The organism is Rosenbergiella sp. YN46 (assembly GCF_036620675.1).
Classification (GTDB): Bacteria; Pseudomonadota; Gammaproteobacteria; order Enterobacterales; family Enterobacteriaceae; genus Jejubacter.
Window position 1 is genome coordinate 187204 of record NZ_JAZHEE010000002.1, and the last position, 21134, is coordinate 208337.

Sequence of the window (21134 nt, forward strand, 5' to 3'; positions counted from 1 at the left end):
GATAAATTTCCGAGCCCTGAATATGAGGTTTCAGACTAGCGTAACAGAAGGAATCAGTGAATGGCTTTGCTTGAGATATGTTGCTACGCAATAGACTGCGCCGTGAGTGCCGAGCAGGCGGGGGCCGATCGCATTGAGCTGTGCGCGGCGCCAGCGGAAGGGGGGCTTACGCCTTCCGCCGGAATGCTGCTTGGCGTGCGCCAGCGGGTGTCTATTCCAGTGCATCCGATAATCCGGCCGCGGGGCGGCGATTTCTGCTACAGCGCCGGGGAGTTCAGCACCATGCTGGATGATATTGCGTATCTGCGGGAGCTGGGCTACCCGGGGCTGGTTATCGGCATTCTGAATGAGGATGGCGAAGTGGATCGGCCGCGGATGGAAAAGGTCATGACGGCGGCGCAGGGGATGGCGGTCACCTTTCACCGCGCGTTCGATGTGTGCCGTGAACCCATGATCGCGCAGGATCAACTGCGGGATTTGGGCGTGGCGCGGATTCTGACTTCGGGGCAGAAAGCGAACGCCCTGGAAGGACTTTCATTAATCAGGGAACTAAAAGACCGATCCGGTGCTCCAATCATTATGGCCGGTTCCGGCGTGCGTCTGAGCAACCTCCAGCACTTTATCGCCGCGGGGATTGAGGAGCTGCACAGTTCGGCAGGCTGTTGGGGGAGATCCCCGATGCGTTATCGTAAAGAGGGCATTTCGATGTCTTCGGATGCAACTGTCGATGAGTACAGTCGCTACTATGTGGATGCCGATGCGGTAGCGGCGATGAAAGCGGCGCTTGGCGCGGCGTAGTAGCACGCCGCCTCTGACTCACAACCTGTTTTTACCGCGCATCATGTCGCCCAATGTGATGTTTGCATGTACCACGCCCCGGCCTTTTCCCGGGGCTTTTTTTCTTTATATTGAGTCATCGGTTCTTGTCTGACGGCTACCACAGATAAACCATAGTCTTTTTTGTCACTTTAGTCACATTTCAGCGCATTTGCCTCCATCGCTGATAGCGGCTATATGACACTAATGTTTCGCCCGACAATATATCAGGCGGGCGAAGGAAGAGTCTGATAAGGGGAAATTATAGCTGCCGGGTTGTTAACGAAAAGTATTTAATTAGTGCCATCGATACCGGCGTTGCGCCAGTCAATGGAAATGGAGAGACCGTTATTACGCTGCTCAAGCAGAATTTGATATCCGGCATCTTCGAACTCTTTCTGTAAAGTCGAAATATACTCAGGCCAGGCGCCCCGAGCCAGTAGCGGATATTCCGCAACATCGAAAAACTGTGAAAAGGTTCCCTGCTTATGGGTCTGGGGGTTGCGCAATATATTGGTCAGAATCCCTCTGATCAGAATGGCCTCATTGTGGGCCTGTTTCTCAACGCTTGCTTTGTTTCTGAGCCAGGACTGTTGTAAAAATTTAGCCTTGGGTATATTCATTCTGCCCCGGTTGCCGGTAATCAGTCAGTGTCGGGATGTTATATTTTTCGCGCTAAACTGGTCAACTAAAAAATAGGGCATAGTATGCTGGCGATATCTGCTATTCGGATAAAAGAATGAGTTTTTTCTTATCTTTTTTCCTGACAGACGGTATTCGATATATCAGAGTGGCTGCCCCACCTATTTAACCCCGCTCAGGGCGCCAGGGTTGCGGCGATAAAGGCGCTTATCAGACTGTGATGCGCGAAGATCCGCTGTTCCAGCGTTGCCCGGCCCGGCGTTACCGCGCGGGCGGCGGGCCCACCGGTTTTCCGGGTCAACCAGTGAAGGATATCATCGTCGCCGCCCAGAGGTGCCAGTCCGTTGCAACAGATATCGCCTTGCGGACTGGCGCCGTTGCACAGTTCGAAAGTCTGGCTCAGATCGTCGCGCAGGGCCAGAGCCGGCGTTTGTTCCATATCCGATACGCACAGCCAGGCCTGAGCGGCCAGGGGCGCTTCTGTGCACCAGAGTACGCCATCTTGTGCTGCCTGAGCCAGCAGTCGGGTATGGGCGTGCAGAACTTCTCCTTCTGCGCCGGGCGTGCCGTTGCAAAATCCGCCGGCGGGATCAAAACCGTAGCGATTGAGCTTTACGCCGGCCCGCAGGCCGTAAAGGTTCACCAGCGGAATAAATGAGAGCCGGACTTTATCCAGCAGCAGCGGCGAATTGTGCTGCAGAAAATTGAGGATGGCCCAACTGCCCGCTGGCGCATCGCCGTGAAAGCCGGCCATGATGAGCAGATGCGGCAGATGGCTGTCGGCGGCGATGGACTGCCAGAGCGCTATCATACCGTCGCCCACGCTGCCCAGTTCGCGCTCTTCCATGCCCCAGCGCTCATACTGCACCGCCAGCAGGCTATTCAGACGGTCGATATCGTTGCTATAGCCGTGAATGGCCGCCAGCGGCCAGCGGTAACAGACGCTTTTCATTTTCCCTCCAGTTCCTGACCACGCCTGAATGCAAGCGTAGCCTGGAATAGGGAGGACGGTTGAGCGAATCAGGGCTTACGGGCGATAAGCAGAGCGCGCATCGGCGCCGGATAGCCTTCGCGGGTTTTAGTGGGATCCCGAGGGTCGAGGAAGTCGGCCAGCGATTCGGTACGCATCCAGTCGGTGGCGCGCTGCTCTTCAGTGGTGGTGATGCTCTGATCGGCGATGCGCACATCCACAAAGCCGCACTTTTCCAGCCACAGTTTGACCGCCCGCGCTGAAGGAATAAACCAGACATTACGCATGGCGGCGTAGCGTTCACCGGGCACCAGCACCTGATTTTCATCACCTTCCACCACCAGGGTTTCCAGCACCAGTTCACCTTCGCTGACCAGCTGATTTTTCAACTGCCAGAGATGATCAAGCGGAGAGCGTCGGTGATAGAGCACGCCCATAGAGAACACGGTGTCGAAGGCGTTAAGAGTCGGCATCTGCTCAATACCCAGCGGCAACAGGTGAGCGCGCTGGTCGTTGCCCAGCAGTTTGCGCACCGCTTCGAACTGGCACAGGAACAGCTGGGTGGGATCGATGCCTACCGCCAGGTGCGCCCCGGCGCCGACCATGCGCCACAGGTGGTAGCCGCTGCCGCAACCAACATCAAGCACGGTACGGCCGCTAAGATCGCTCAGATGGGGCAAAACCCGCTGCCACTTCCAGTCGGAGCGCCATTCGGTATCAATATCGATGCCGTACAGCGAAAATGGGCCCTTACGCCAGGGCATCAGGTTACGCAGCAGGCGCTCGATGCCCAGTTTCTGGCCGTCGCTGAGCGGCTGTGCGCTCCGGGCGGTGACGCTGTGCAGCAGATCCAGACGGTCAGGGCGCAGGGCGGGCAGCCCGTCCACCGCTTTCAGCCACTGGCTGAACTGACCATGCAGCGACTCGCGCTGCCAGGCGCCGATTTGAGCGGGCAGGGTTTCCAGCCATGGGGCCAGCGGGCCGCAGGCTATCTGACTGTAAAAGGGGCCGAAGTCGATCACGCGCCCTCCGGAGACTTCAGCGCCACCAGGGAGCCAAAGTTAAAGCACTGGAACCAGAGTTCGGCGTGGTCGAAACCGGCGCGCTTCAGGCGGGCCTTATGGGTTTCTACGGAATCGGTTAGCATCACATTTTCCAGCATGCTGCGCTTCTGGCTGATTTCCAGTTCGCTGTAACCGTTGGCGCGTTTAAAATCGTGGTGCATATTGAACAGCAGTTCGCCGACCTGGCCATCTTCAAAACTGAACTTTTCCGACAGTACCAGCGCGCCGCCGGGGCGCAGGCCGCGCCAGATTTTAGCCAGCAGGCTTTCCCTGTCTTCCGGGTTCAGGAACTGCAGGGTAAAGTTGAGCACTACCAGCGAGGCGTTGGTGATATCGATATCGCGAATATCCGCTTCTCTGACGTCGACCGGCGTACTGGCGCGAAAGGCGTCGATATGGCGGCGGCAGCGCTCGACCATGGCCGGAGAGTTATCCACGGCGACGATTTCGCAACCGTCGTGGCGAATATTGCGGCGCACCGACAGAGTGGCGGCGCCCAGCGAGCAGCCCAGGTCGTAAACCCGGGTGCCGGGCTGAACAAAACGCTCCGCCAGCATGCCAATCATCGAAATAATATTGGAATAACCGGGAACGGAACGCTGAATCATATCGGGGAAGACTTCAGCGACGCGTTCATCAAAGGTCCAGTCCCCAAGCTTGTCGATGGGGGCGGAAAACAGCGTATCGCGGTCAGGCATAGTTTAAATCCGGGAAAAACAAAGGCGTATTGTGCGTTAATGCACGCTGAAAACCAACTCCCACGGCATATACCAGAGGTTGGCTGCCACCATCAGCAGCAGGGCGCACCAGGTGGCGCCCATACCCGAGCGACGCCAGCGCACCAGCCGATGCTGAAAACCATAATAGTGCATCAGTCGTCCGGCAATGGTCATCAGGCCGCAGAGGTGAATCATCCAGACCTCGGCGCCGTTCATCTCCATCAACAGCAACAGCAGCAAAGCGATGGGAAGATACTCTACCGCGTTGCCGTGAATACGGATGGCGCTTTGCAGTTCGGTAAATCCGCCGTCGCCGTATGAGACGTGGTACAGACCGCGCAGCCGCACGACGTCGAAAGAAAATTTAATCAGCAGCAATGCACCCAGCACGGCATAGAGCGCGCAGACCATAAAAACTCCCTGAAAGGCTCAATCGATGGCGCCGGCTATCATACCGACCGCAAGCAGAGGCCGCCAGCATCAGAATAGCGATTCCTGCTGAGGAATCGCCGGGGCTTCACCAATATCCGGGAATCGCTCGCGCAGCGCGGGCCACAGCCGGTGCACCAGTTCCGGCGCCTGGGCGATATCCGGCGTATGCAAAAACAGGTACGGCGTGCTTTCCTGCTGCCAGTGGGCCAGCTTGTCCAGCCACGGCTGAAATAGCTGCTGGTTGCTGCTCATATTGTCGCCGCCGATAAAGCGTACCAGCGGCTTGTCGGCGGTTCTCAGGGCGTGCACCGGCACCCGCGGCTTTTTACGCTGGGCCTCGCGTACCGCCTCGCTGCGCGGCTCGGCAGCGTGAACTGGTCGGCTGTCAAGAATAGCCCGGTTCACGCCACGCTGATGAAGTCCGCGATTCAGTGCCTGTTCCTGCGGGCCTTTGGCGAAAAATTGCGGGTGGCGCACCTCCACGCCGTAGCTGAAGTCCCGGGGCAGGGCGTCAAGAAACTGCCACAGCGCGCCCAGATTATCCGGGCCGAAAGCGGCGGGGAGCTGGAGCCAGTACTGGCCGATACGTGCTTCCAGCGGCGCCATACGGCTAAAAAATTCGCTCACCAGGGCACTGCAGTGACGCAACCCGGCCTGGTGAGAAATGGTGGCCGGAAATTTAAAACAGAAGCGAAAATCGTTGCCGGTCATCGCGTGCCAGCGCGCCACGAGCTCCGCCCCGGGCAGGGCGTAAAGTGTGGTATTCCCCTCCACACAATTAAAGTGGCGGGCATAATCCTCAAGGTTCTGGATGCCAAGTCGCACCCATTTAGGGTGCGACCACTGGGGCAGACCGATATAGATCATAAGCCACGGCTATAGCGCCGCCAGGATCTCCTCGGTGCGGCGTACCCGTCCGATACGCGGGAAGATATGGGAGAAGCTGCCTTCGTGCTGTTCCTGGCTCGCCGCGCTGCAGGCGTCTTCGACCAGAATCAGGTTGAAGCCCAGTTCCCATGCATTGCGAGCCGTGGACTCCACACCGATATTGGTCGAAATGCCGCACAGTACGATAGTATCGATACCGCGACGGCGCAGCTGTAATTCAAGATCGGTGCCGTAAAAGGCGCCCCACTGGCGTTTGGTCACCTCAATATCACTGTCGGCTTTGCCGAGAGCTGGCGCATAGTCCCACCAGTTGTCCGGCAGTGGTCCTGCGCCGGCAGGCATGTCAACCGGCTGTTTCAGCGCCTCGGCGCCGTCCGGCGACCAGCCCACGCGCACCATCACGACCGGGGCGTTGTGCTTGCGGAAGGCCCGGGCCATACGCCCGGCGCGTTCGACTACGTCATCGGCGCTCCAGGGCCCGCCAGCGAAAGGTAGGATCCCCTGCTGAAGATCGATGACCACCAGGGCGGTGGTTTGCGGATTGAATTCAGACATCGTCACTCCGGTTAACTGATTGATAGCGTTGCTTACCATAGCGATAACCCCCTTCCTGGTCTTATACTAATTTTGTTAATTTTTGTGAGAATGATGGGGCAGGCGCACAGCAAACGCGCGCTCGGGCGGTATCGGGCTTATCTCGGCGCGCAATATCCAGTATAATAGCCGCCTTTTTTCATTCAGTTGTGACATTCGACAAGCGCCGCACCGTGGTGTCTGCCCGGCAGGCAATCAGCCCCTGCGGCGAAGTTAAAGGAAATCTCATGCGTACAGAATATTGTGGACAGCTGCGGTTGTCCCATGTGGGGCAGCAGGTGACGCTCTGTGGTTGGGTTAACCGCCGCCGCGATCTCGGTAGTCTGATTTTTATTGACATGCGCGACCGTGAAGGCATCGTTCAGGTCTTCTTCGATCCGGATCGTGATGAGGCGTTCAGGCTGGCCTCCGAACTGCGTAATGAGTTCTGCATCCAGATCACCGGTACCGTGCGTGCCCGCGACGAGAAAAACCTTAATCGCGATATGGCCACCGGTGAAGTCGAAGTGTTTGCGACCGAACTGACGATTATCAATCGCTCCGAACCGCTGCCGCTGGATTCTAACCAGTCCAATACGGAAGAGGCGCGCCTGAAGTATCGCTACCTCGACCTGCGTCGCCCGGAGATGGCCCAGCGCCTGAAGACCCGCGCCCGCATCACCAGTTTTGTACGTCGCTTTATGGACGACAACGGCTTCCTGGACATCGAAACCCCGATGCTGACCAAAGCTACGCCGGAAGGGGCGCGTGACTATCTGGTGCCCAGCCGGGTGCATAAAGGCAAATTTTACGCGCTGCCGCAGTCGCCCCAACTGTTCAAGCAGCTGCTGATGATGTCCGGTTTCGATCGCTACTACCAGATAGTTAAGTGCTTCCGCGATGAAGACCTGCGCGCCGACCGCCAGCCGGAGTTTACCCAGATCGATGTCGAAACCTCTTTCCTGACCGCGCCGCAGGTGCGTGAGATAATGGAGAAGATGATTCGCCAGCTGTGGCTGGAGGTAAAAGGTGTGGATCTCGGTCAGTTCCCGATCATGACCTTTGCCGAAGCGGAGCGTCGCTACGGCTCTGACAAACCGGACCTGCGTAACCCAATGGAGCTGGTGGACGTTGCCGATCTGCTGACCTCAGTCGAGTTTAAGGTTTTTTCCGGCCCGGCCAATGACCCGAAAGGCCGCGTCGCCGCACTGCGGGTGCCGGGTGGGGCGCAGTTCAGCCGTAAGCAGATTGATGAATACGGCAAGTTTGTTGAAATCTATGGCGCCAAAGGGTTGGCCTGGATGAAGGTCAACGAGCGCAGTCAGGGGCTGGAAGGGGTCACCAGCCCGGTCGCGAAGTTCCTGAGCGCGGAAATCGTCGAGGCGATTCTGGAACGCACCGGCGCCCGGGATGGCGACATTATTTTCTTCGGCGCGGATAAGGCGCGCACTGTCGCCGACGCCATGGGCGCGCTGCGTCTGAAGACCGGCAAAGATCTGAATCTGACCGACGAAAACGCCTGGGCGCCGCTGTGGGTCATCGACTTCCCGATGTTCGAAGAAGACGGTGAAGGCGGGCTGACGGCGATGCACCATCCGTTCACCGCGCCGCGCGACGTCGCGCCGGAGCAACTGGAGGCTCAGCCGGAAGGGGCTATCGCCAACGCTTATGATATGGTCATTAACGGCTATGAAGTGGGCGGCGGTTCGGTGCGTATTCACAACAGCGCCATGCAGCAGGCGGTGTTCCGCATCCTCGGCATTGACGAAACCGAGCAGCGCGCTAAGTTTGGCTTCCTGCTGGATGCCCTGAAGTTTGGTACGCCGCCGCATGCTGGTCTGGCTTTCGGCCTGGACAGGCTGGTGATGCTGCTGACCGGCACCGATAATATTCGTGATGTGATAGCCTTCCCGAAAACGACCGCAGCGGCCTGTCTGATGACCGAGGCGCCGAGCTTCGCCAATCCGACCGCGCTGGAAGAGTTGGGGATTGCAGTTGTGAAAAAGTCAGAGAGCGACTGAAGATGACATACAAGCGTCCCGTATCGGTACTGGTAGTGATTTATGCTCAGGATTCCGGGCGGGTGCTGATGCTGCAGCGTCGCGATAATCCCGCCTTCTGGCAGTCGGTGACCGGCAGCCTGGAGGCGGATGAGAGCGCGCGGCAGGCCGCGCTGCGCGAGGTTCAGGAAGAGGTCGCCATCGATATCGAAAGCGAGAAGCTGAACCTGGTCGATCATCAGCGCAGCGTGGAATTTGAAATTTTTGAGTATTTACGTCATCGCTATGCGCCGGGAACCCTGCGTAACACCGAATCCTGGTTTTCGCTGGCGCTGCCCCATGAGCGGGAGGTGGTTATCAGCGAACACCTGGACTATAGGTGGGTAGAGGCCAGAGAAGCCGCGGCACTGACCCGCTCCTGGAGCAACCGGCAGGCGATTGAAGAGTTTGTTATTAATTGCGCCTGAACAGGCGAATCTGGAGATAGATATGGCAGGTCATAGTAAATGGGCCAACACAAAACATCGTAAAGCGGCGCAGGATGCCAAGCGCGGAAAGATCTTCACCAAAATCATTCGCGAACTGGTGACAGCGGCCCGCCTGGGCGGCGGCGATCCGGCCTCTAACCCGCGTCTGCGTGCGGCTATCGATAAAGCGCTCTCCAACAATATGACGCGCGATACCCTGAACCGCGCTATCCAGCGTGGCGTGGGTGGCGACGATGGCGCTAACATGGAAACCATCATCTATGAGGGTTACGGCCCCGGTGGTACTGCGGTGATGGTGGAGTGTCTGAGCGACAATCGCAACCGCACCGTTTCCGAAGTGCGTCATGCCTTCAGCAAAAGTGGTGGCAACCTGGGCACTGATGGCTCTGTGGCCTATCTGTTCAGCAAGAAAGGGGTGATTTCATTTGACGCTGAAGCGGGTATGGATGAAGACACTGTGATGGAAGCGGCGCTGGAAGCTGGCGCGGAAGATGTGGTGAGCTACGACGACGGTGCTATCGACGTCTATACCGCCTGGGAAGAGCTGGGTGCCGTGCGTGACGCGCTGGAAGCCGCAGGTCTGAAGCCGTCCGCCGCCGAAGTTTCAATGATTCCTTCCACCAAAGCGGATATGGACGCTGAAACCGCGCCCAAACTACTGCGCCTGATCGATATGCTGGAAGACTGCGACGACGTACAGGAGGTTTACCACAACGGTGAAATCTCCGACGAGGTTGCGGCGACGCTGTAATGTTGCGGGCTGCCGGAAGGCGGCCCGAACTTCTTTTATACTCACCAGAGAGGCGAGATGGCCATCATTCTCGGTATCGATCCGGGGTCGCGAATTACCGGTTACGGCGTAATTCGCCAGACCGGCCGTCAGCTCAGCTATCTGGGCAGCGGCTGTATTCGCACTCGGGTGGAGGATCTGCCCTCGCGTCTGAAGCTTATTTATGCAGGCGTCAGCGAGTTGATAACCCAGTTTCAGCCCGATTTTTTTGCCATTGAGCAGGTCTTTATGGCGAAAAACGCCGACTCGGCGCTTAAGCTTGGCCAGGCGCGTGGCGTTGCTATCGTGGCGGCGGTGAATCAGGAACTGCCGGTGTTTGAATACGCCGCGCGTCAGGTCAAACAGACCGTGGTGGGCAACGGCGGCGCGGAAAAGAGCCAGGTTCAGCATATGGTGCGTAATCTGCTGCGCCTGCCCGCCAATCCCCAGGCCGATGCCGCGGATGCGCTGGCGATCGCCATCACCCACTGCCATATGAGTCAGAATGTGCAGCAGATCGGCGATTCGCGCCTGACGCTGGCGCGCGGCAGGTTGCGCTAGTATGCGACAATGTCGACAAGGCTGGATATCTATCCAGCCTTTTTTATATGATATACTCGTCATTCTTTAAGTTGCAGGTACGTTGGCTTTCTTCGCTCACCCCGGTCACATAGTTCGGCTATGCTCCAGGGGTTCGCTGCGCCGCCGCCTTCCGGCAACTCGAATTATTTAGCGTATAGACCCACTGTAACGGCCCTTAACGCAGGAGCGAAATGTGATAGGTAGACTCAGAGGCATTGTCCTGGAGAAACAGCCGCCGCTGGTATTACTGGAAGCGGGCGGCGTGGGTTATGAGGTGCATATGCCGATGACCTGCTTCTATGAATTGCCGGAAGCGGGCAAAGAGGCGGTGGTGTTTACCCACTTTGTGGTGCGTGAAGACGCCCAGTTGCTGTTCGGCTTTAATAATAAGCAGGAGCGCACCCTGTTCCGTGAACTGATTAAGGTTAACGGGGTCGGGCCAAAACTGGCGCTGGCGATCCTTTCCGGTATGTCGGCTCAGCAGTTCGTCAATGCGGTAGAGCGCGAAGAGCCGGCTTCGCTGGTGAAGCTGCCGGGGATCGGTAAAAAGACCGCCGAGCGCCTGGTGGTAGAGATGAAGGACCGCTTTAAGGGGCTGCACGGCGATCTCTTTACGCCGGCGGCCGATCTGGCGCTCACCGCCCCGGCGGGGCCGGTGACGGACGACTACGAGGCGGAAGCCGTGGCCGCGCTGGTGGCGCTGGGTTATAAGCCTCAGGAAGCGAGCCGGATGGTGAGCAAAGTCACCGCCAGCAGTACCGATACTGAAACCCTGATTCGCGAAGCGCTGCGCGCGGCGCTGTGAGGTAGAGGATGATTGAAGCAGATCGCCTGGTATCGCCGGGCCCAGTGCCGGTGGAAGAGGCCGCCGATCGGGCTATTCGCCCGAAACTTATGTCCGAATACGTGGGGCAGCCTCAGGTACGCGCGCAGATGGAGATTTTCATCCAGGCGGCAAAGCTGCGCGGCGATGCACTCGACCATCTGCTGATTTTTGGGCCGCCAGGGCTGGGTAAAACCACGCTTGCCAATATCGTTGCCAACGAAATGGGGGTGAATCTGCGTACCACCTCCGGCCCGGTGCTGGAAAAGGCTGGCGATCTGGCGGCGATGCTGACCAATCTGGAGCCTCATGATGTGCTGTTCATCGACGAGATCCACCGTCTTTCGCCAGTAGTGGAAGAGGTGCTCTACCCGGCGATGGAAGATTACCAGCTCGATATTATGATCGGCGAAGGGCCAGCGGCACGTTCCATCAAAATCGATCTGCCACCCTTTACGCTGGTGGGGGCCACCACGCGGGCGGGGTCGCTGACGTCACCGCTGCGCGATCGTTTTGGCATTGTCCAGCGCCTGGAGTTTTACCAGGTGGCTGACCTACAGAGTATTGTGGCGCGCAGCGCCGAATGTCTGGGGCTGGAGTTGAGCGAGGACGGCGCGCTGGAGGTGGCCAGGCGTTCGCGCGGTACGCCGCGTATCGCCAACCGACTGCTGCGCCGGGTGCGCGATTTCGCCGAAGTGCGTCATAATGGCATCATTAACGGCGAGGTGGCCAACCAGGCGCTGGATATGCTGAATGTCGACGCCGAAGGCTTCGACTATATGGATCGCAAGCTACTACTGGCGCTGCTGGACAAGTTTCTTGGCGGGCCGGTGGGGCTTGATAACCTGGCCGCGGCGATTGGTGAAGAGCGTGAAACCATTGAAGACGTGCTGGAGCCGTTTCTGATTCAGCAGGGTTTTTTGCAACGCACGCCGCGTGGCCGTATGGCGACGCCCCGCGCCTGGAATCACTTCGGCATTTCGCCGCCATCCTCGGATTAATCCTCTCCCGGGCCGGGAGAGGGGCAAGACTTCAGACCGGCTGGCGGCGCAGCATGCCAAGAATGAACAGCAGCGCTGCGGCCAGTACCACCGATGGGCCTGCTGGCGTGTCATAGCTGGCGGAAAAAGCCATCCCTATGGTAACTGCCAGCATACCAACGCCTACCGCCACCCACGCCATCTGCTCCGGCGTGCGGGCGAAACGGCGCGCCGTGGCGGCGGGAATAATCAGCAGCGACGTGATAATCAGCGCGCCGACAAACTTCATCGCCACTCCGATGGTCAGGGCGGTGACCAGCATTAGCAGCAGCTTCACTCTATGAAGCTTCACGCCGTCCACGAAGGCCAGTTCCTGACTGATAGTCATTGACAGCAGGCTGCGCCACTGCCAGCACAGCACTGCGATAACTATCGCTACGCCGGCGGCGATCGCTATCAGATCCTGGGGCGTTACCGCCAGTAGATCCCCGAACAGATAGGCCATCAGATCCACCCGAACGTTGGACATCAGACTGACCACCACCAGACCCAGCGACAGGGCACTGTGGGCCATAATGCCCAGCAGGGTATCTACCGCGAGCTGAGGACGCTTTTCGAGCCATACCAGCCCCAGGGCCAGTAACAGGGTCACGGCGATCACCGCATAAAACGGATTCACATCGAGCAGTAGCCCAAAGGCCACGCCTAACAGCGAAGCGTGGGCGAGGGTATCGCCGAAATAAGACATACGGCGCCATACCACAAAGGAGCCGAGAGGGCCGGCGGCGCAGGCCAGCAGAATTCCGGCCAGCCAGCCGGGCAATAACAGTTCTATCATGAGCGATCGTTACCTTTGCGCAGGATAATATGCCCACGAAGATCGTGGCGATGGTTGTGATGATGGCGGTAGATACCGATCTGTTCGGCACCGCGCGGTCCGAACATTGAGATAAATTCCGGATGGGTCGATACCACCTCTGGCGTGCCGGAGCAGCAGATATGGTGATTCAGGCACAGCACCTCGTCGGTTTTCGCCATGACCAGATGCAGATCGTGAGACACCATCAGAACGCCGCAGCCCAGTTCGTGACGAATCTGGTCGATCAGATCGTAGAGCGCCAGTTGACCGTTGACATCCACCCCCTGGGTGGGTTCGTCCAGCACCAGCAACTGCGGCTGGTTAAGCAGTGCGCGAGCCAGCAGAACGCGTTGGGTTTCGCCGCCGGAAAGTTTCTGCATCGGCGCATCCGCCAGATGGGCGGCGTTAACGCGCATCAGCGCCGGCAGTACATCGTGCTTTTTCACGCCGGGGCGCAGCCGCATAAAGCGCCCGACGGTCAGGGGCAGGGTAGCGTCCAGGTGTAATTTTTGCGGAACATAGCCAATGCGCAGCGCCGGGCTGCGCTTGATGGTTCCTTCATCTGCTGCTATCAGCCCGAGCACAATACGCACCAGGGTCGATTTTCCGGCACCGTTTGGGCCAAGCAGCGTCAAAATGCGCCCGGGGCGTAGATCGAATGAAATCCCCGACAGTACCTGACGGTTACCGAAGGAGACGGAAACGTTTTCCAGTGAAACAAGGTTAGTCATGACAATTCAGCTATTGCAGAAGTTCGCGAATGTTATAATATCACACTCTCTGCGCTATCAAAGATGAGAATTTGCATTATGTTACATAAAAAGACGCTTCTTTGCGCCAGCGGCGCGCTGGTACTGTGGTTTGGTGCGGTCAACGCCGCGAAAGCCGACGTTGTGACCTCGATAAAACCACTCGGATTTATCGCTTCAGCCATAGCTGATGGGGTGACTGACACGCAGGTTTTGCTGCCTGATGGTGCCTCTGAACACGATTACGCACTGCGTCCATCTGACATAAAACGTATACAAGACGCGGACTTAGTGGTATGGGTCGGCCCGGAGATGGAAGCCTTTATGCAAAAACCCGTAGCACGCCGGGCTCAGCAAAATCGCCTGACGCTTTCTCAGCTTTCAGAGGTGAAACCGCTGCTGATAAAAGGCGATCACGACCATGGCGACAATGAGTATCAGGTAGAAAAACGTGATGAGGATCACCATCACGGCGAAAACAATCTGCATATCTGGTTATCCCCAGAGATAGCGCGGCTTTCGGCGGTTGCAATCCATAAAAAATTAGTGGAACTTATGCCGGAAAATCGCGACAAACTTGATGCCAACCTGCAGCGCTTTGAGGCAAATTTAGCCCGAACAGATAAGCAGGTAGCAAACGAGCTGTCACCAGTTAAAGGTAAGGGATATTACGTTTTTCATGATGCCTACGGTTACTTCGAAAAACATTATGGGTTAACGCCGCTTGGGCATTTTACCGTCAACCCTGAAATCCAACCCGGTGCGCAGCGTTTACATCAGATCAGAACACAGTTGGTTGAGCATAAGGCGGAATGCGTCTTTGCTGAGCCACAGTTCAGGCCGGCGGTCATAGAAGCCGTTGCCAGAGGAACGCGGGTGCGCATGGGTACGCTTGATCCTCTGGGCAGCGCCGTACAACTCGGTAAGGATAGCTACATGCAGTTCCTTACCGGGCTTGCGGGCCAGTACACCGCCTGCCTGAAAGGGGATTAACGAGGAAGTGAATACGTGCAACAGATAGCCCGCGCTGTCGCCCTGGCATTTAACAATCTACCGCGACCTCACCGCGTGATGTTGGGGTCGCTGACAGTCGTCACATTAGCGGTCGCCGTCTGGCGACCTTATGTTTACCATCAGGAGTCCTCTTCTCCGGTTGTCAGAAGCATCGAGCTGAGTAAGGATGATATCCGCTCCCTGCTCCCGGAAGCCAGTGAGCCTATCGACACCACCGCGCCGCAAGAGGATGAAGCCATTCCTCAGGATGAGCTGGACGATAAGGTCGCCTCCGATCAGGGGCTTCATGAATATGTCGTTTCTACCGGCGATACTCTTAGCAGCATCCTGAACCAGTATGGCATCGACATGGGCGAGATTAGTCGCCTGGCCCAGGTGGATAGGGATCTACGCGGCCTGAAAATTGGCCAACAGCTCTCCTGGACGCTGACCGCAGACGGTAACCTCCAGAGTCTGACCTGGGAGATGTCGCGTCGCGAGACCCGCACCTATGAGCGTAGCGGCAATACTTTCAAAATGACTCGTGAAACTCAGAAAGGAGACTGGGTTAACAACCTGATGAAGGGCACCGTCGGGGGCAGCTTCGTCTCCAGCGCCCGCTCTGCTGGCCTTACCAGCAGTGAAATCAATGCGGTCATTAAATCGATGCAGTGGCAGATTGACTTCCGCAAACTTAAGAAAGGCGATAAGTTTGCCGTGCTGATGTCGCGCGAAATGTTTGACGGCAAGCGCGAGCAGAGCCAACTGCTGGGCGTACGTTTGCGCAGCGGCGGCAAGGATTACTACAGCATCCGCGCCGAGGACGGTAAATTCTATGATCGTAATGGTTCCGGGCTGGCCAAAGGGTTCCTGCGCTTCCCGACCACGCGTCAGTTCCGCGTTTCCTCGAACTTTAACCCGCGTCGCGTGAACCCGGTGACCGGGCGGATCGCGCCGCACCGCGGGGTGGATTTCGCCATGCCGCAGGGCACGCCAGTGATGGCGGTCGGCGACGGCGAAGTCGTGGTCGCCAAGCGTAGCGGGGCGGCGGGTTATTATATCGCGCTGCGTCATGGCCGTTCTTATACCACCCGCTATATGCACCTCAAGAAACTGCTGGTGAAGCCGGGGCAGAAGGTGAAACGCGGCGAGCGTATCGCGCTATCCGGCAACACCGGGCGCTCTACCGGGCCGCACCTGCACTATGAAGTGTGGATCAACAAGCAGGCCGTTAACCCGCTCACGGCGAAACTGCCGCGAACTGAAGGGCTGGTAGGTAAAGATCGCACCACCTTTATGGCGCAGGTGAAAGAGGTTACTCCGCAGTTGCGTTTTGACTGATTTGTCCTGTGTACCTGAAAGCCGGTCCTGATGGCCGGCTTTTTATTTTGTCTGTTGGGCATCCGCCGCTAAAATAGCGGACAACGGTGATGATGAGTCAAATCGGCCACGGCCGGGAAGCGAATGGAAAAAGAACAAAAAGCAGAAAAGAGATCGAACATTGAATTTATTCCCCAGTTCCGCAAGGCGTTTTTACATCCGCGCTACTGGGGATCCTGGCTGGGCGCGCTGGCATTCGCCGGACTGGCCTGGACACCACCGCGCCTGCGCGATCCGCTGCTGGGCAATATTGGCCGTATCGCCGGTCGCTTCGCGAAAAGCGCCCGCCGCCGCGCGCGCATTAACCTGCTTTACTGTTTCCCGGATTTGCCGGAAGAAAAGCGTGAAGCCATTATCGACGGCATGTTTGCAACCGCCCCCCAGGCGATTGCCATGATGGCAGAACTGGGACTGCGCGATCCCGGAAAAATTCTGGCGCGGGTTGACTGGCACGGCAAAGAGATTATTGATGAGCTACTGGCCAATAATGAAAGGGTGATTTTCCTGGTGCCCCACGGTTGGGCAGTGGATATTCCTGCGATGCTGATGGCCGCCAGCGGTCAGATGATGGCGGCGATGTTCCATAATCAGGGCAACCAACTGTTCGATTATCTGTGGAATCGGGTACGGCGCCGCTTTGGTGGCCGTATGCACGCTCGTAATGACGGCATTAAGCCTTTTATCAGTTCGGTACGCCAGGGGTACTGGGGATACTATCTGCCGGATCAGGATCATGGTCGCGAACATAGCGAATTCGTGGATTTCTTCGGCACCTATAAGGCGACGCTGCCGGCCATCGGACGTTTGATGAAGGTGTGTAGGGCGCGAGTCGTGCCGCTATTTCCGGTCTATAACGGCGATACACACCGTCTGGATGTCTACATCCGTGCGCCGATGGACGATCTGCGCGAAGCGAATGACAACACCATCGCCCGGCGTATGAATGAAGAAGTGGAGATTTTCGTTGGCCCTCACCCCGAGCAGTACACCTGGATACTGAAGCTGCTGAAGACCCGTAAGGAAGGGGAGATTCAGCCCTATAAGCGTAAGGATTTGTGGCCAAAGGACAGGAAGAAGCCCTGATTGTATAGCGTCTACGATAAGCTATAAAAAAAAGCCCACAGGCCTGAACTGTGGGCTTTGTTATTTCCGGGCGGGGGTTATTCGACGGTCAGGATACGCACGGTATTGGTGGTGCCTACGGTGCCCATTACGTCGCCCTGGGTCACAATAACGCGATCGCCGGAAACCAGATAGCCTTTATCGCGCAGCAGGTTTACCGCATCGTGCGCGGCGGCCACTCCGTCGGTATGGGTATCGCTGTGAACCGGCGTGACGCCGCGATACAGCGAGGTCAGGTTCAGGGTGCGCTCATGGCGGGACATCGCGAAGATCGGCAGACCGGAGCTGATGCGTGAGGTCATGCGCGCGGTGCGGCCGGATTCGGTCATCGCGATGATGGCGGTGACGCCGGTTGTGTGGTTAGCCGCGTACATGGCCGACATGGCGATGGCCTCTTCCACGTTTTCGAACTGCACGTCCAGACGATGCTTGGAGACATTGACGCTGGGGATCTTCTCGGCGCCGAGGCAGACCCGGGCCATGGCCGCGACGGTTTCTGCCGGGTACTGGCCCGCAGCGGTTTCGGCGGAAAGCATGACGGCATCGGTGCCATCCAGCACGGCGTTCGCCACGTCCATCACTTCGGCGCGGGTCGGCATCGGGTTGGTGATCATCGACTCCATCATCTGAGTCGCGGTAATGACGGCACGATTCAGCCGACGGGCGCGACGAATCAGGGTTTTCTGGATGCCAACCAGCTCCGGATCGCCTATCTCGACGCCGAGGTCGCCGCGCGCCACCATGACCGCGTCGGATGCGCGAATAATATCGTCCATGGCCTCTTCGCTGGCAACGGCCTCTGCGCGTTCGACTTTGGCGACGATGTGGGCGTCGCAGCCGGCATCGCGCGCCAGGCGGCGGGCATAGTTCAGATCCTCTCCGCAGCGCGGGAAGGAGACCGCCAGATAATCCACTCCGATTTTCGCCGCGGTAAGAATATCTGCTTTGTCTTTTTCGGTCAGCGCTTCGGCCGACAGGCCGCCACCCAGCTTGTTGATGCCTTTGTTATTAGAGAGAGGTCCGCCGACGGTGACTTCGGTAAACACTTTCATCCCCTGGACTTCCAGCACTTTCAACTGTACACGACCGTCGTCGAGCAACAGGATATCGCCCGGTACCACGTCGGCGGGCAGCCCTTTATAATCGATGCCGACTTTTTCCCGATCGCCTTCGCCTTTTCCCAGGCCTGCGTCGAGCAGGAATTTGTCACCGATGTTGAGGAAGACTTTGCCTTCTTTAAAGGTGGAAACACGGATTTTCGGCCCCTGGAGATCGCCCAGGATGGCAACATGACGTCCCAGCCGCGCCGCAATTTCGCGGACCTTGTTGGCGCGCAGCAGGTGATCTTCTGCGCTACCGTGAGAAAAGTTCATGCGCACCACATTGGCACCAGCGGCGATAACCTTTTCCAGATTATTGTCGCGATCGGTAGCCGGGCCTAAGGTGGTAACGATTTTAGTTCTGCGTAGCCGTCTGGACATGTATTACTCCGTTGACTGAAACAACTCGGTGTTGCTTGAATAGAATTCGGTTGTTCGGACTTGTTACTCTTAACCTAACCGAACAGCCTGCTAAGTTACATCTTTGTTATAAAAAATTAACCGATTTATTGTGTGTTATCCGGCAAAAACAGCCCTTTATCAAAGCGCGATTCGCGCAGGGCTTCCTTGACCCGCTTCAAGTTCTCCCTGAATTTTGGGCCGCGGCGCAGGATAAAACCGGTGGCCAGCGTATCGAGTAACGTGAGCTGCGCCAGGCGAGATATCATCGGTATATAGACATCGGTGTCTTCTGGTACTTCCGGCAGCAGGCTAAGACCTGCCTCTTGCGCCAGCGGCGAGTCTGGGCTGGTAATGGCTATCACCATCACGTCATTGTCGCGAGCCAGTCTGGCAAGCTCAACCATCTGCCGGGTTCGCCCGGTATGGGAGATCAATACCAGTACGTCGCCGCTGCCGCCGTTGATGCAGTTCATGCGCTGTACCACGATATCGTCGGAATAGAAGACCGGTACATTGAAGCGCAAAAATTTGTTCATGGCGTCGTGGGCTACGACGGCCGAAGCGCCAAGCCCGAAGAAAGTAATGCGTCGGGCCTGGCTCAGCCAGTCCACGGCGCGATTAATGGTCTGCATATCCAGAGTCTGGCGTACCTGATCAAGACAGGCCATCGCTGATTCGAAAATTTTACCGGTGTAAGCCTCGACGCTATCATTTTCATCAACGCTGCGGCTGACCCAGGGGGTTCCACTGGCCAGGCTTTGGGCCAGATGCAGCTTAAAGTCGGGAAAGCCCCGGGTTTCCATTCGGCGACAAAAGCGGTTGACGGTGGGCTCGCTTACCCCGGCGCTGGCGGCAAGTGCTGCGATACTCGAATGGATGGCGCGTTGAGGCGCCTGTAAAATGGCGTCAGCGACCTTACGCTCGGATTTGCTCAGCCTTTCCCGCTGAGCCCGGATATTTTCCAGCATATTCATAGTGAATGAGGCACTCACGGCTAGTTACGATGCCGCAGCAGGCGGCATCCTGTGTGACTCTGGCAAGAATACCTTTTTCGGGGACGTCTGCGGGTATCAAAATGGTCAAAGCTGTTGTTTTTTTTCATTACTTGATCGTAGTCGGGTTTTTGTTCTTTGGTGGCAACCGGCCTGATAGCGCTTTACGATAGCGACACCTGGCGATTTCTGTGGCGAAAGGCACGGGGTGTATTCGCCTCACTAACAAAATGAAGTACAGTGCATTGTAATAAAATTACAAGCGGTCTGGCATAAGCCGGGCCAGCCGAAACGAGGAGAGAGATATGGCGGTAACGCAAACAGCCCAGGCATGCGACCTGGTCATTTTCGGCGCAAAAGGCGACCTTGCGCGCCGTAAACTGCTGCCTTCCCTGTATCAGTTAGAAAAGGCGGGCCAGATTCATCCCGATACGCGTATTCTGGGCGTGGGGCGCGCGGACTGGGACAAAGAAGCCTATATCAAAGTGGTGCGCGAAGCGCTTGAAACCTTCATGAAAGAGCCGATCGACGAAACGCTGTGGGGGACTTTGAGTGGTCGTCTTGATTTCTGCAATCTGGATGTGAACGACAAAAAAGGCTTTACCCGGCTGGGTAAGATGCTCGATCAGCAAAACCGCGTCACCATTAACTACTTTGCTATGCCGCCCAGCACCTTTGGCGCTATCTGTCAGGGACTGGGCGCGGCGAAGCTGAATGCCAAACCGGCTCGCGTGGTGATGGAAAAACCGCTGGGCACGTCGCTGGCAACCTCGCGCGAAATCAATGATCAGGTGGGTGAATTCTTTGAAGAATGTCAGGTCTATCGTATCGACCACTATCTGGGTAAAGAGACGGTGCTTAACCTGCTGGCGCTGCGCTTTGCCAACTCGCTGTTCGTGAATAACTGGGATAACCGCACCATCGACCACGTAGAGATCACCGTAGCTGAAGAGGTGGGCATTGAAGGGCGCTGGGGGTATTTCGATCAGGCCGGACAGATGCGCGATATGGTACAGAACCACCTGTTACAGATTCTGTGCATGATCGCCATGTCGCCGCCGGCCGACCTGACGGCTGACCACATCCGCAACGAGAAAGTGAAGGTATTGCAGTCCCTGCGCCGCATCGATCGTACTAACGTGCGCGATAAAACGGTGCGCGGTCAGTACACCTCGGGTTTCGCTCAGGGGAAAAAAGTGCCGGGCTATCTGGACGAAGAGGGCGCCAATAAGAGCAGCAATACCGAAACCTTTGTGGCTATTCGGGTGGATATTGATAACTGGCGCTGGTCCGGCGTGCCCTTCTATCTGCGTACCGGCAAGCGTTTGCCGACCAAGTGCTCAGAAGTGGTGGTCTACTTTAAGAACCCGGCCCTTAACCTGTTTAAAGAGTCCTGGCAGGAGCTGCCCCAGAATAAGCTGACTATTCGTCTGCAGCCGGATGAAGGGGTGGATATCCAGATCCTGAATAAAGTGCCCGGTCTTGATCATAAGCACAATCTGCAGACCACCAAGCTGGATCTGAGCTATTCCGAAACCTTCAACCAGACCCACCTGGCGGATGCCTATGAAAGGCTGCTGCTGGAAACCATGCGCGGCATCCAGGCGCTGTTTGTACGTCGCGATGAAGTGGAAGAAGCATGGAAATGGGTGGACTCCATCACCGAAGCCTGGGCGGCGGATAACGATGCGCCCAAGCCATATCAGGCCGGTACCTGGGGGCCCGTTGCCTCTGTGGCAATGATCACCCGCGACGGTCGTTCCTGGAATGAGTTTGAGTCCTGATGGTCGC

At 57.3% G+C, this 21134-nt stretch carries 22 protein-coding genes; 11 read left to right on the forward strand and 11 right to left on the reverse strand.

From position 1 onward, the window contains the following. The first annotated feature begins 60 nt into the window (after positions 1-60). Positions 61-798, forward strand: a complete 738-nt coding sequence (gene cutC / locus V3W49_RS02575; protein WP_500143489.1) for a copper homeostasis protein CutC — start codon at positions 61-63, stop codon at positions 796-798. Positions 799-1109: 311 nt separating this feature from the next. On the opposite strand, the gene V3W49_RS02580 is transcribed toward cutC, so the two are convergent. The 7 genes from V3W49_RS02580 to V3W49_RS02610 form a co-directional block, all read right to left on the reverse strand. Then, entirely contained in the window at positions 1110-1439 is a 330-nt protein-coding gene (locus V3W49_RS02580) for a hypothetical protein (RefSeq protein ID WP_500143490.1), read from the reverse strand. 194 nt (positions 1440-1633) lie between these two features. After that, complete coding sequence (locus tag V3W49_RS02585; protein WP_500143491.1) at positions 1634-2410, reverse strand: M14 family metallopeptidase; 777 nt, start codon at positions 2408-2410, stop codon at positions 1634-1636. 68 nt (positions 2411-2478) lie between these two features. Continuing rightward, positions 2479-3450 (reverse strand): tRNA 5-methoxyuridine(34)/uridine 5-oxyacetic acid(34) synthase CmoB, encoded by a 972-nt coding sequence (gene cmoB, locus V3W49_RS02590; protein ID WP_500143492.1) that lies wholly within the window; start codon positions 3448-3450, stop codon positions 2479-2481. Continuing rightward, the gene (gene cmoA / locus V3W49_RS02595) at positions 3447-4190 is read right to left on the reverse strand and encodes a carboxy-S-adenosyl-L-methionine synthase CmoA (RefSeq protein ID WP_500143493.1); all 744 of its coding nucleotides are present in this window, start codon (positions 4188-4190) and stop codon (positions 3447-3449) included. The genes cmoB and cmoA overlap by 4 nt, the downstream gene beginning before the upstream one ends. A gap of 36 nt (positions 4191-4226) precedes the next feature. Continuing rightward, positions 4227-4622 carry an MAPEG family protein gene (locus V3W49_RS02600; RefSeq protein ID WP_500143494.1) on the reverse strand — a complete coding sequence of 132 codons (396 nt, stop codon included), beginning with the start codon at positions 4620-4622 and terminating at the stop codon, positions 4227-4229. 69 nt (positions 4623-4691) lie between these two features. Beyond that, a complete protein-coding gene (locus V3W49_RS02605) occupies positions 4692-5510 on the reverse strand; it encodes a DUF72 domain-containing protein (RefSeq protein ID WP_500143495.1) in 819 nt (272 codons plus the stop codon). Between the two features lie 9 nt (positions 5511-5519). Continuing rightward, a complete protein-coding gene (locus tag V3W49_RS02610; RefSeq protein ID WP_500143496.1) occupies positions 5520-6086 on the reverse strand; it encodes a hydrolase in 567 nt (188 codons plus the stop codon). Between the two features lie 266 nt (positions 6087-6352). Here V3W49_RS02610 and aspS point away from each other — a divergent pair, with 266 nt between their 5' ends. The 6 genes from aspS to ruvB all read left to right on the forward strand — a co-directional run bounded on the left by aspS (position 6353) and on the right by ruvB (position 11767). Then, positions 6353-8125 (forward strand): aspartate--tRNA ligase, encoded by a 1773-nt coding sequence (aspS, locus tag V3W49_RS02615; RefSeq protein WP_500143498.1) that lies wholly within the window; start codon positions 6353-6355, stop codon positions 8123-8125. A 2-nt stretch (positions 8126-8127) separates the two neighbouring features. After that, positions 8128-8571, forward strand: coding sequence for a dihydroneopterin triphosphate diphosphatase (gene nudB / locus V3W49_RS02620; protein ID WP_500143499.1), 444 nt, complete (start codon positions 8128-8130; stop codon positions 8569-8571). A gap of 22 nt (positions 8572-8593) precedes the next feature. Then, a complete protein-coding gene (locus V3W49_RS02625) occupies positions 8594-9343 on the forward strand; it encodes a YebC/PmpR family DNA-binding transcriptional regulator (RefSeq protein ID WP_500143500.1) in 750 nt (249 codons plus the stop codon). A 57-nt stretch (positions 9344-9400) separates the two neighbouring features. Continuing rightward, the gene (ruvC, locus tag V3W49_RS02630; RefSeq protein ID WP_500143501.1) at positions 9401-9922 is read left to right on the forward strand and encodes a crossover junction endodeoxyribonuclease RuvC; all 522 of its coding nucleotides are present in this window, start codon (positions 9401-9403) and stop codon (positions 9920-9922) included. Positions 9923-10136: 214 nt separating this feature from the next. Further along, positions 10137-10748, forward strand: a complete 612-nt coding sequence (gene ruvA / locus V3W49_RS02635; protein WP_500143503.1) for a Holliday junction branch migration protein RuvA — start codon at positions 10137-10139, stop codon at positions 10746-10748. Positions 10749-10756: 8 nt separating this feature from the next. After that, positions 10757-11767, forward strand: a complete 1011-nt coding sequence (ruvB, locus tag V3W49_RS02640; protein WP_500143505.1) for a Holliday junction branch migration DNA helicase RuvB — start codon at positions 10757-10759, stop codon at positions 11765-11767. A 31-nt stretch (positions 11768-11798) separates the two neighbouring features. On the opposite strand, the gene znuB is transcribed toward ruvB, so the two are convergent. Further along, a complete protein-coding gene (gene znuB, locus V3W49_RS02645) occupies positions 11799-12584 on the reverse strand; it encodes a zinc ABC transporter permease subunit ZnuB (protein ID WP_500143506.1) in 786 nt (261 codons plus the stop codon). Continuing rightward, a complete protein-coding gene (gene znuC, locus V3W49_RS02650) occupies positions 12581-13336 on the reverse strand; it encodes a zinc ABC transporter ATP-binding protein ZnuC (RefSeq protein WP_500143507.1) in 756 nt (251 codons plus the stop codon). The genes znuB and znuC overlap by 4 nt, the downstream gene beginning before the upstream one ends. Before the next feature lie 78 nt (positions 13337-13414). On the opposite strand from znuC, the gene znuA reads away from it, so the two are divergent. The 3 genes from znuA to lpxM all read left to right on the forward strand — a co-directional run bounded on the left by znuA (position 13415) and on the right by lpxM (position 16810). Continuing rightward, positions 13415-14347: a zinc ABC transporter substrate-binding protein ZnuA gene (znuA, locus tag V3W49_RS02655; RefSeq protein ID WP_500143509.1), complete on the forward strand. Its 933-nt coding sequence runs from the start codon at positions 13415-13417 to the stop codon at positions 14345-14347. A gap of 15 nt (positions 14348-14362) precedes the next feature. Further along, positions 14363-15688, forward strand: coding sequence for a murein DD-endopeptidase MepM (mepM, locus tag V3W49_RS02660; protein WP_500143512.1), 1326 nt, complete (start codon positions 14363-14365; stop codon positions 15686-15688). 123 nt (positions 15689-15811) lie between these two features. Then, positions 15812-16810 (forward strand): lauroyl-Kdo(2)-lipid IV(A) myristoyltransferase, encoded by a 999-nt coding sequence (gene lpxM / locus V3W49_RS02665; RefSeq protein ID WP_500143514.1) that lies wholly within the window; start codon positions 15812-15814, stop codon positions 16808-16810. Positions 16811-16887: 77 nt separating this feature from the next. On the opposite strand, the gene pyk is transcribed toward lpxM, so the two are convergent. Both pyk and V3W49_RS02675 read right to left on the reverse strand, forming a co-directional pair. Next, positions 16888-18330: a pyruvate kinase gene (gene pyk, locus V3W49_RS02670; protein ID WP_500143516.1), complete on the reverse strand. Its 1443-nt coding sequence runs from the start codon at positions 18328-18330 to the stop codon at positions 16888-16890. Between the two features lie 125 nt (positions 18331-18455). Further along, entirely contained in the window at positions 18456-19325 is an 870-nt protein-coding gene (locus tag V3W49_RS02675) for a MurR/RpiR family transcriptional regulator (RefSeq protein ID WP_500143518.1), read from the reverse strand. Between the two features lie 323 nt (positions 19326-19648). On the opposite strand from V3W49_RS02675, the gene zwf reads away from it, so the two are divergent. Beyond that, positions 19649-21127, forward strand: coding sequence for a glucose-6-phosphate dehydrogenase (zwf, locus tag V3W49_RS02680; RefSeq protein ID WP_500143520.1), 1479 nt, complete (start codon positions 19649-19651; stop codon positions 21125-21127). The last annotated feature ends 7 nt before the right edge of the window (positions 21128-21134 follow it).

Excerpts from the sequence above, each read along its gene's own strand:
- V3W49_RS02580 (WP_500143490.1), bottom strand. The coding sequence starts at position 1,439 with ATGAATATACCCAAGGCTAAATTTTTACAACAGTCCTGGCTCAGAAAC.
- aspS (WP_500143498.1), top strand. The coding sequence starts at position 6,353 with ATGCGTACAGAATATTGTGGACAGCTGCGGTTGTCCCATGTGGGGCAG.
- pyk (WP_500143516.1), bottom strand. The coding sequence starts at position 18,330 with ATGTCCAGACGGCTACGCAGAACTAAAATCGTTACCACCTTAGGCCCG.
- V3W49_RS02600 (WP_500143494.1), bottom strand. The coding sequence starts at position 4,622 with ATGGTCTGCGCGCTCTATGCCGTGCTGGGTGCATTGCTGCTGATTAAA.
- V3W49_RS02675 (WP_500143518.1), bottom strand. The coding sequence starts at position 19,325 with ATGAATATGCTGGAAAATATCCGGGCTCAGCGGGAAAGGCTGAGCAAA.
- V3W49_RS02585 (WP_500143491.1), bottom strand. The coding sequence starts at position 2,410 with ATGAAAAGCGTCTGTTACCGCTGGCCGCTGGCGGCCATTCACGGCTAT.
- V3W49_RS02610 (WP_500143496.1), bottom strand. The coding sequence starts at position 6,086 with ATGTCTGAATTCAATCCGCAAACCACCGCCCTGGTGGTCATCGATCTT.
- nudB (WP_500143499.1), top strand. The coding sequence starts at position 8,128 with ATGACATACAAGCGTCCCGTATCGGTACTGGTAGTGATTTATGCTCAG.
- znuC (WP_500143507.1), bottom strand. The coding sequence starts at position 13,336 with ATGACTAACCTTGTTTCACTGGAAAACGTTTCCGTCTCCTTCGGTAAC.
- V3W49_RS02625 (WP_500143500.1), top strand. The coding sequence starts at position 8,594 with ATGGCAGGTCATAGTAAATGGGCCAACACAAAACATCGTAAAGCGGCG.
- ruvC (WP_500143501.1), top strand. The coding sequence starts at position 9,401 with ATGGCCATCATTCTCGGTATCGATCCGGGGTCGCGAATTACCGGTTAC.
- znuB (WP_500143506.1), bottom strand. The coding sequence starts at position 12,584 with ATGATAGAACTGTTATTGCCCGGCTGGCTGGCCGGAATTCTGCTGGCC.
- V3W49_RS02605 (WP_500143495.1), bottom strand. The coding sequence starts at position 5,510 with ATGATCTATATCGGTCTGCCCCAGTGGTCGCACCCTAAATGGGTGCGA.
- lpxM (WP_500143514.1), top strand. The coding sequence starts at position 15,812 with ATGGAAAAAGAACAAAAAGCAGAAAAGAGATCGAACATTGAATTTATT.
- cmoA (WP_500143493.1), bottom strand. The coding sequence starts at position 4,190 with ATGCCTGACCGCGATACGCTGTTTTCCGCCCCCATCGACAAGCTTGGG.
- cutC (WP_500143489.1), top strand. The coding sequence starts at position 61 with ATGGCTTTGCTTGAGATATGTTGCTACGCAATAGACTGCGCCGTGAGT.
- znuA (WP_500143509.1), top strand. The coding sequence starts at position 13,415 with ATGTTACATAAAAAGACGCTTCTTTGCGCCAGCGGCGCGCTGGTACTG.
- ruvB (WP_500143505.1), top strand. The coding sequence starts at position 10,757 with ATGATTGAAGCAGATCGCCTGGTATCGCCGGGCCCAGTGCCGGTGGAA.
- zwf (WP_500143520.1), top strand. The coding sequence starts at position 19,649 with ATGGCGGTAACGCAAACAGCCCAGGCATGCGACCTGGTCATTTTCGGC.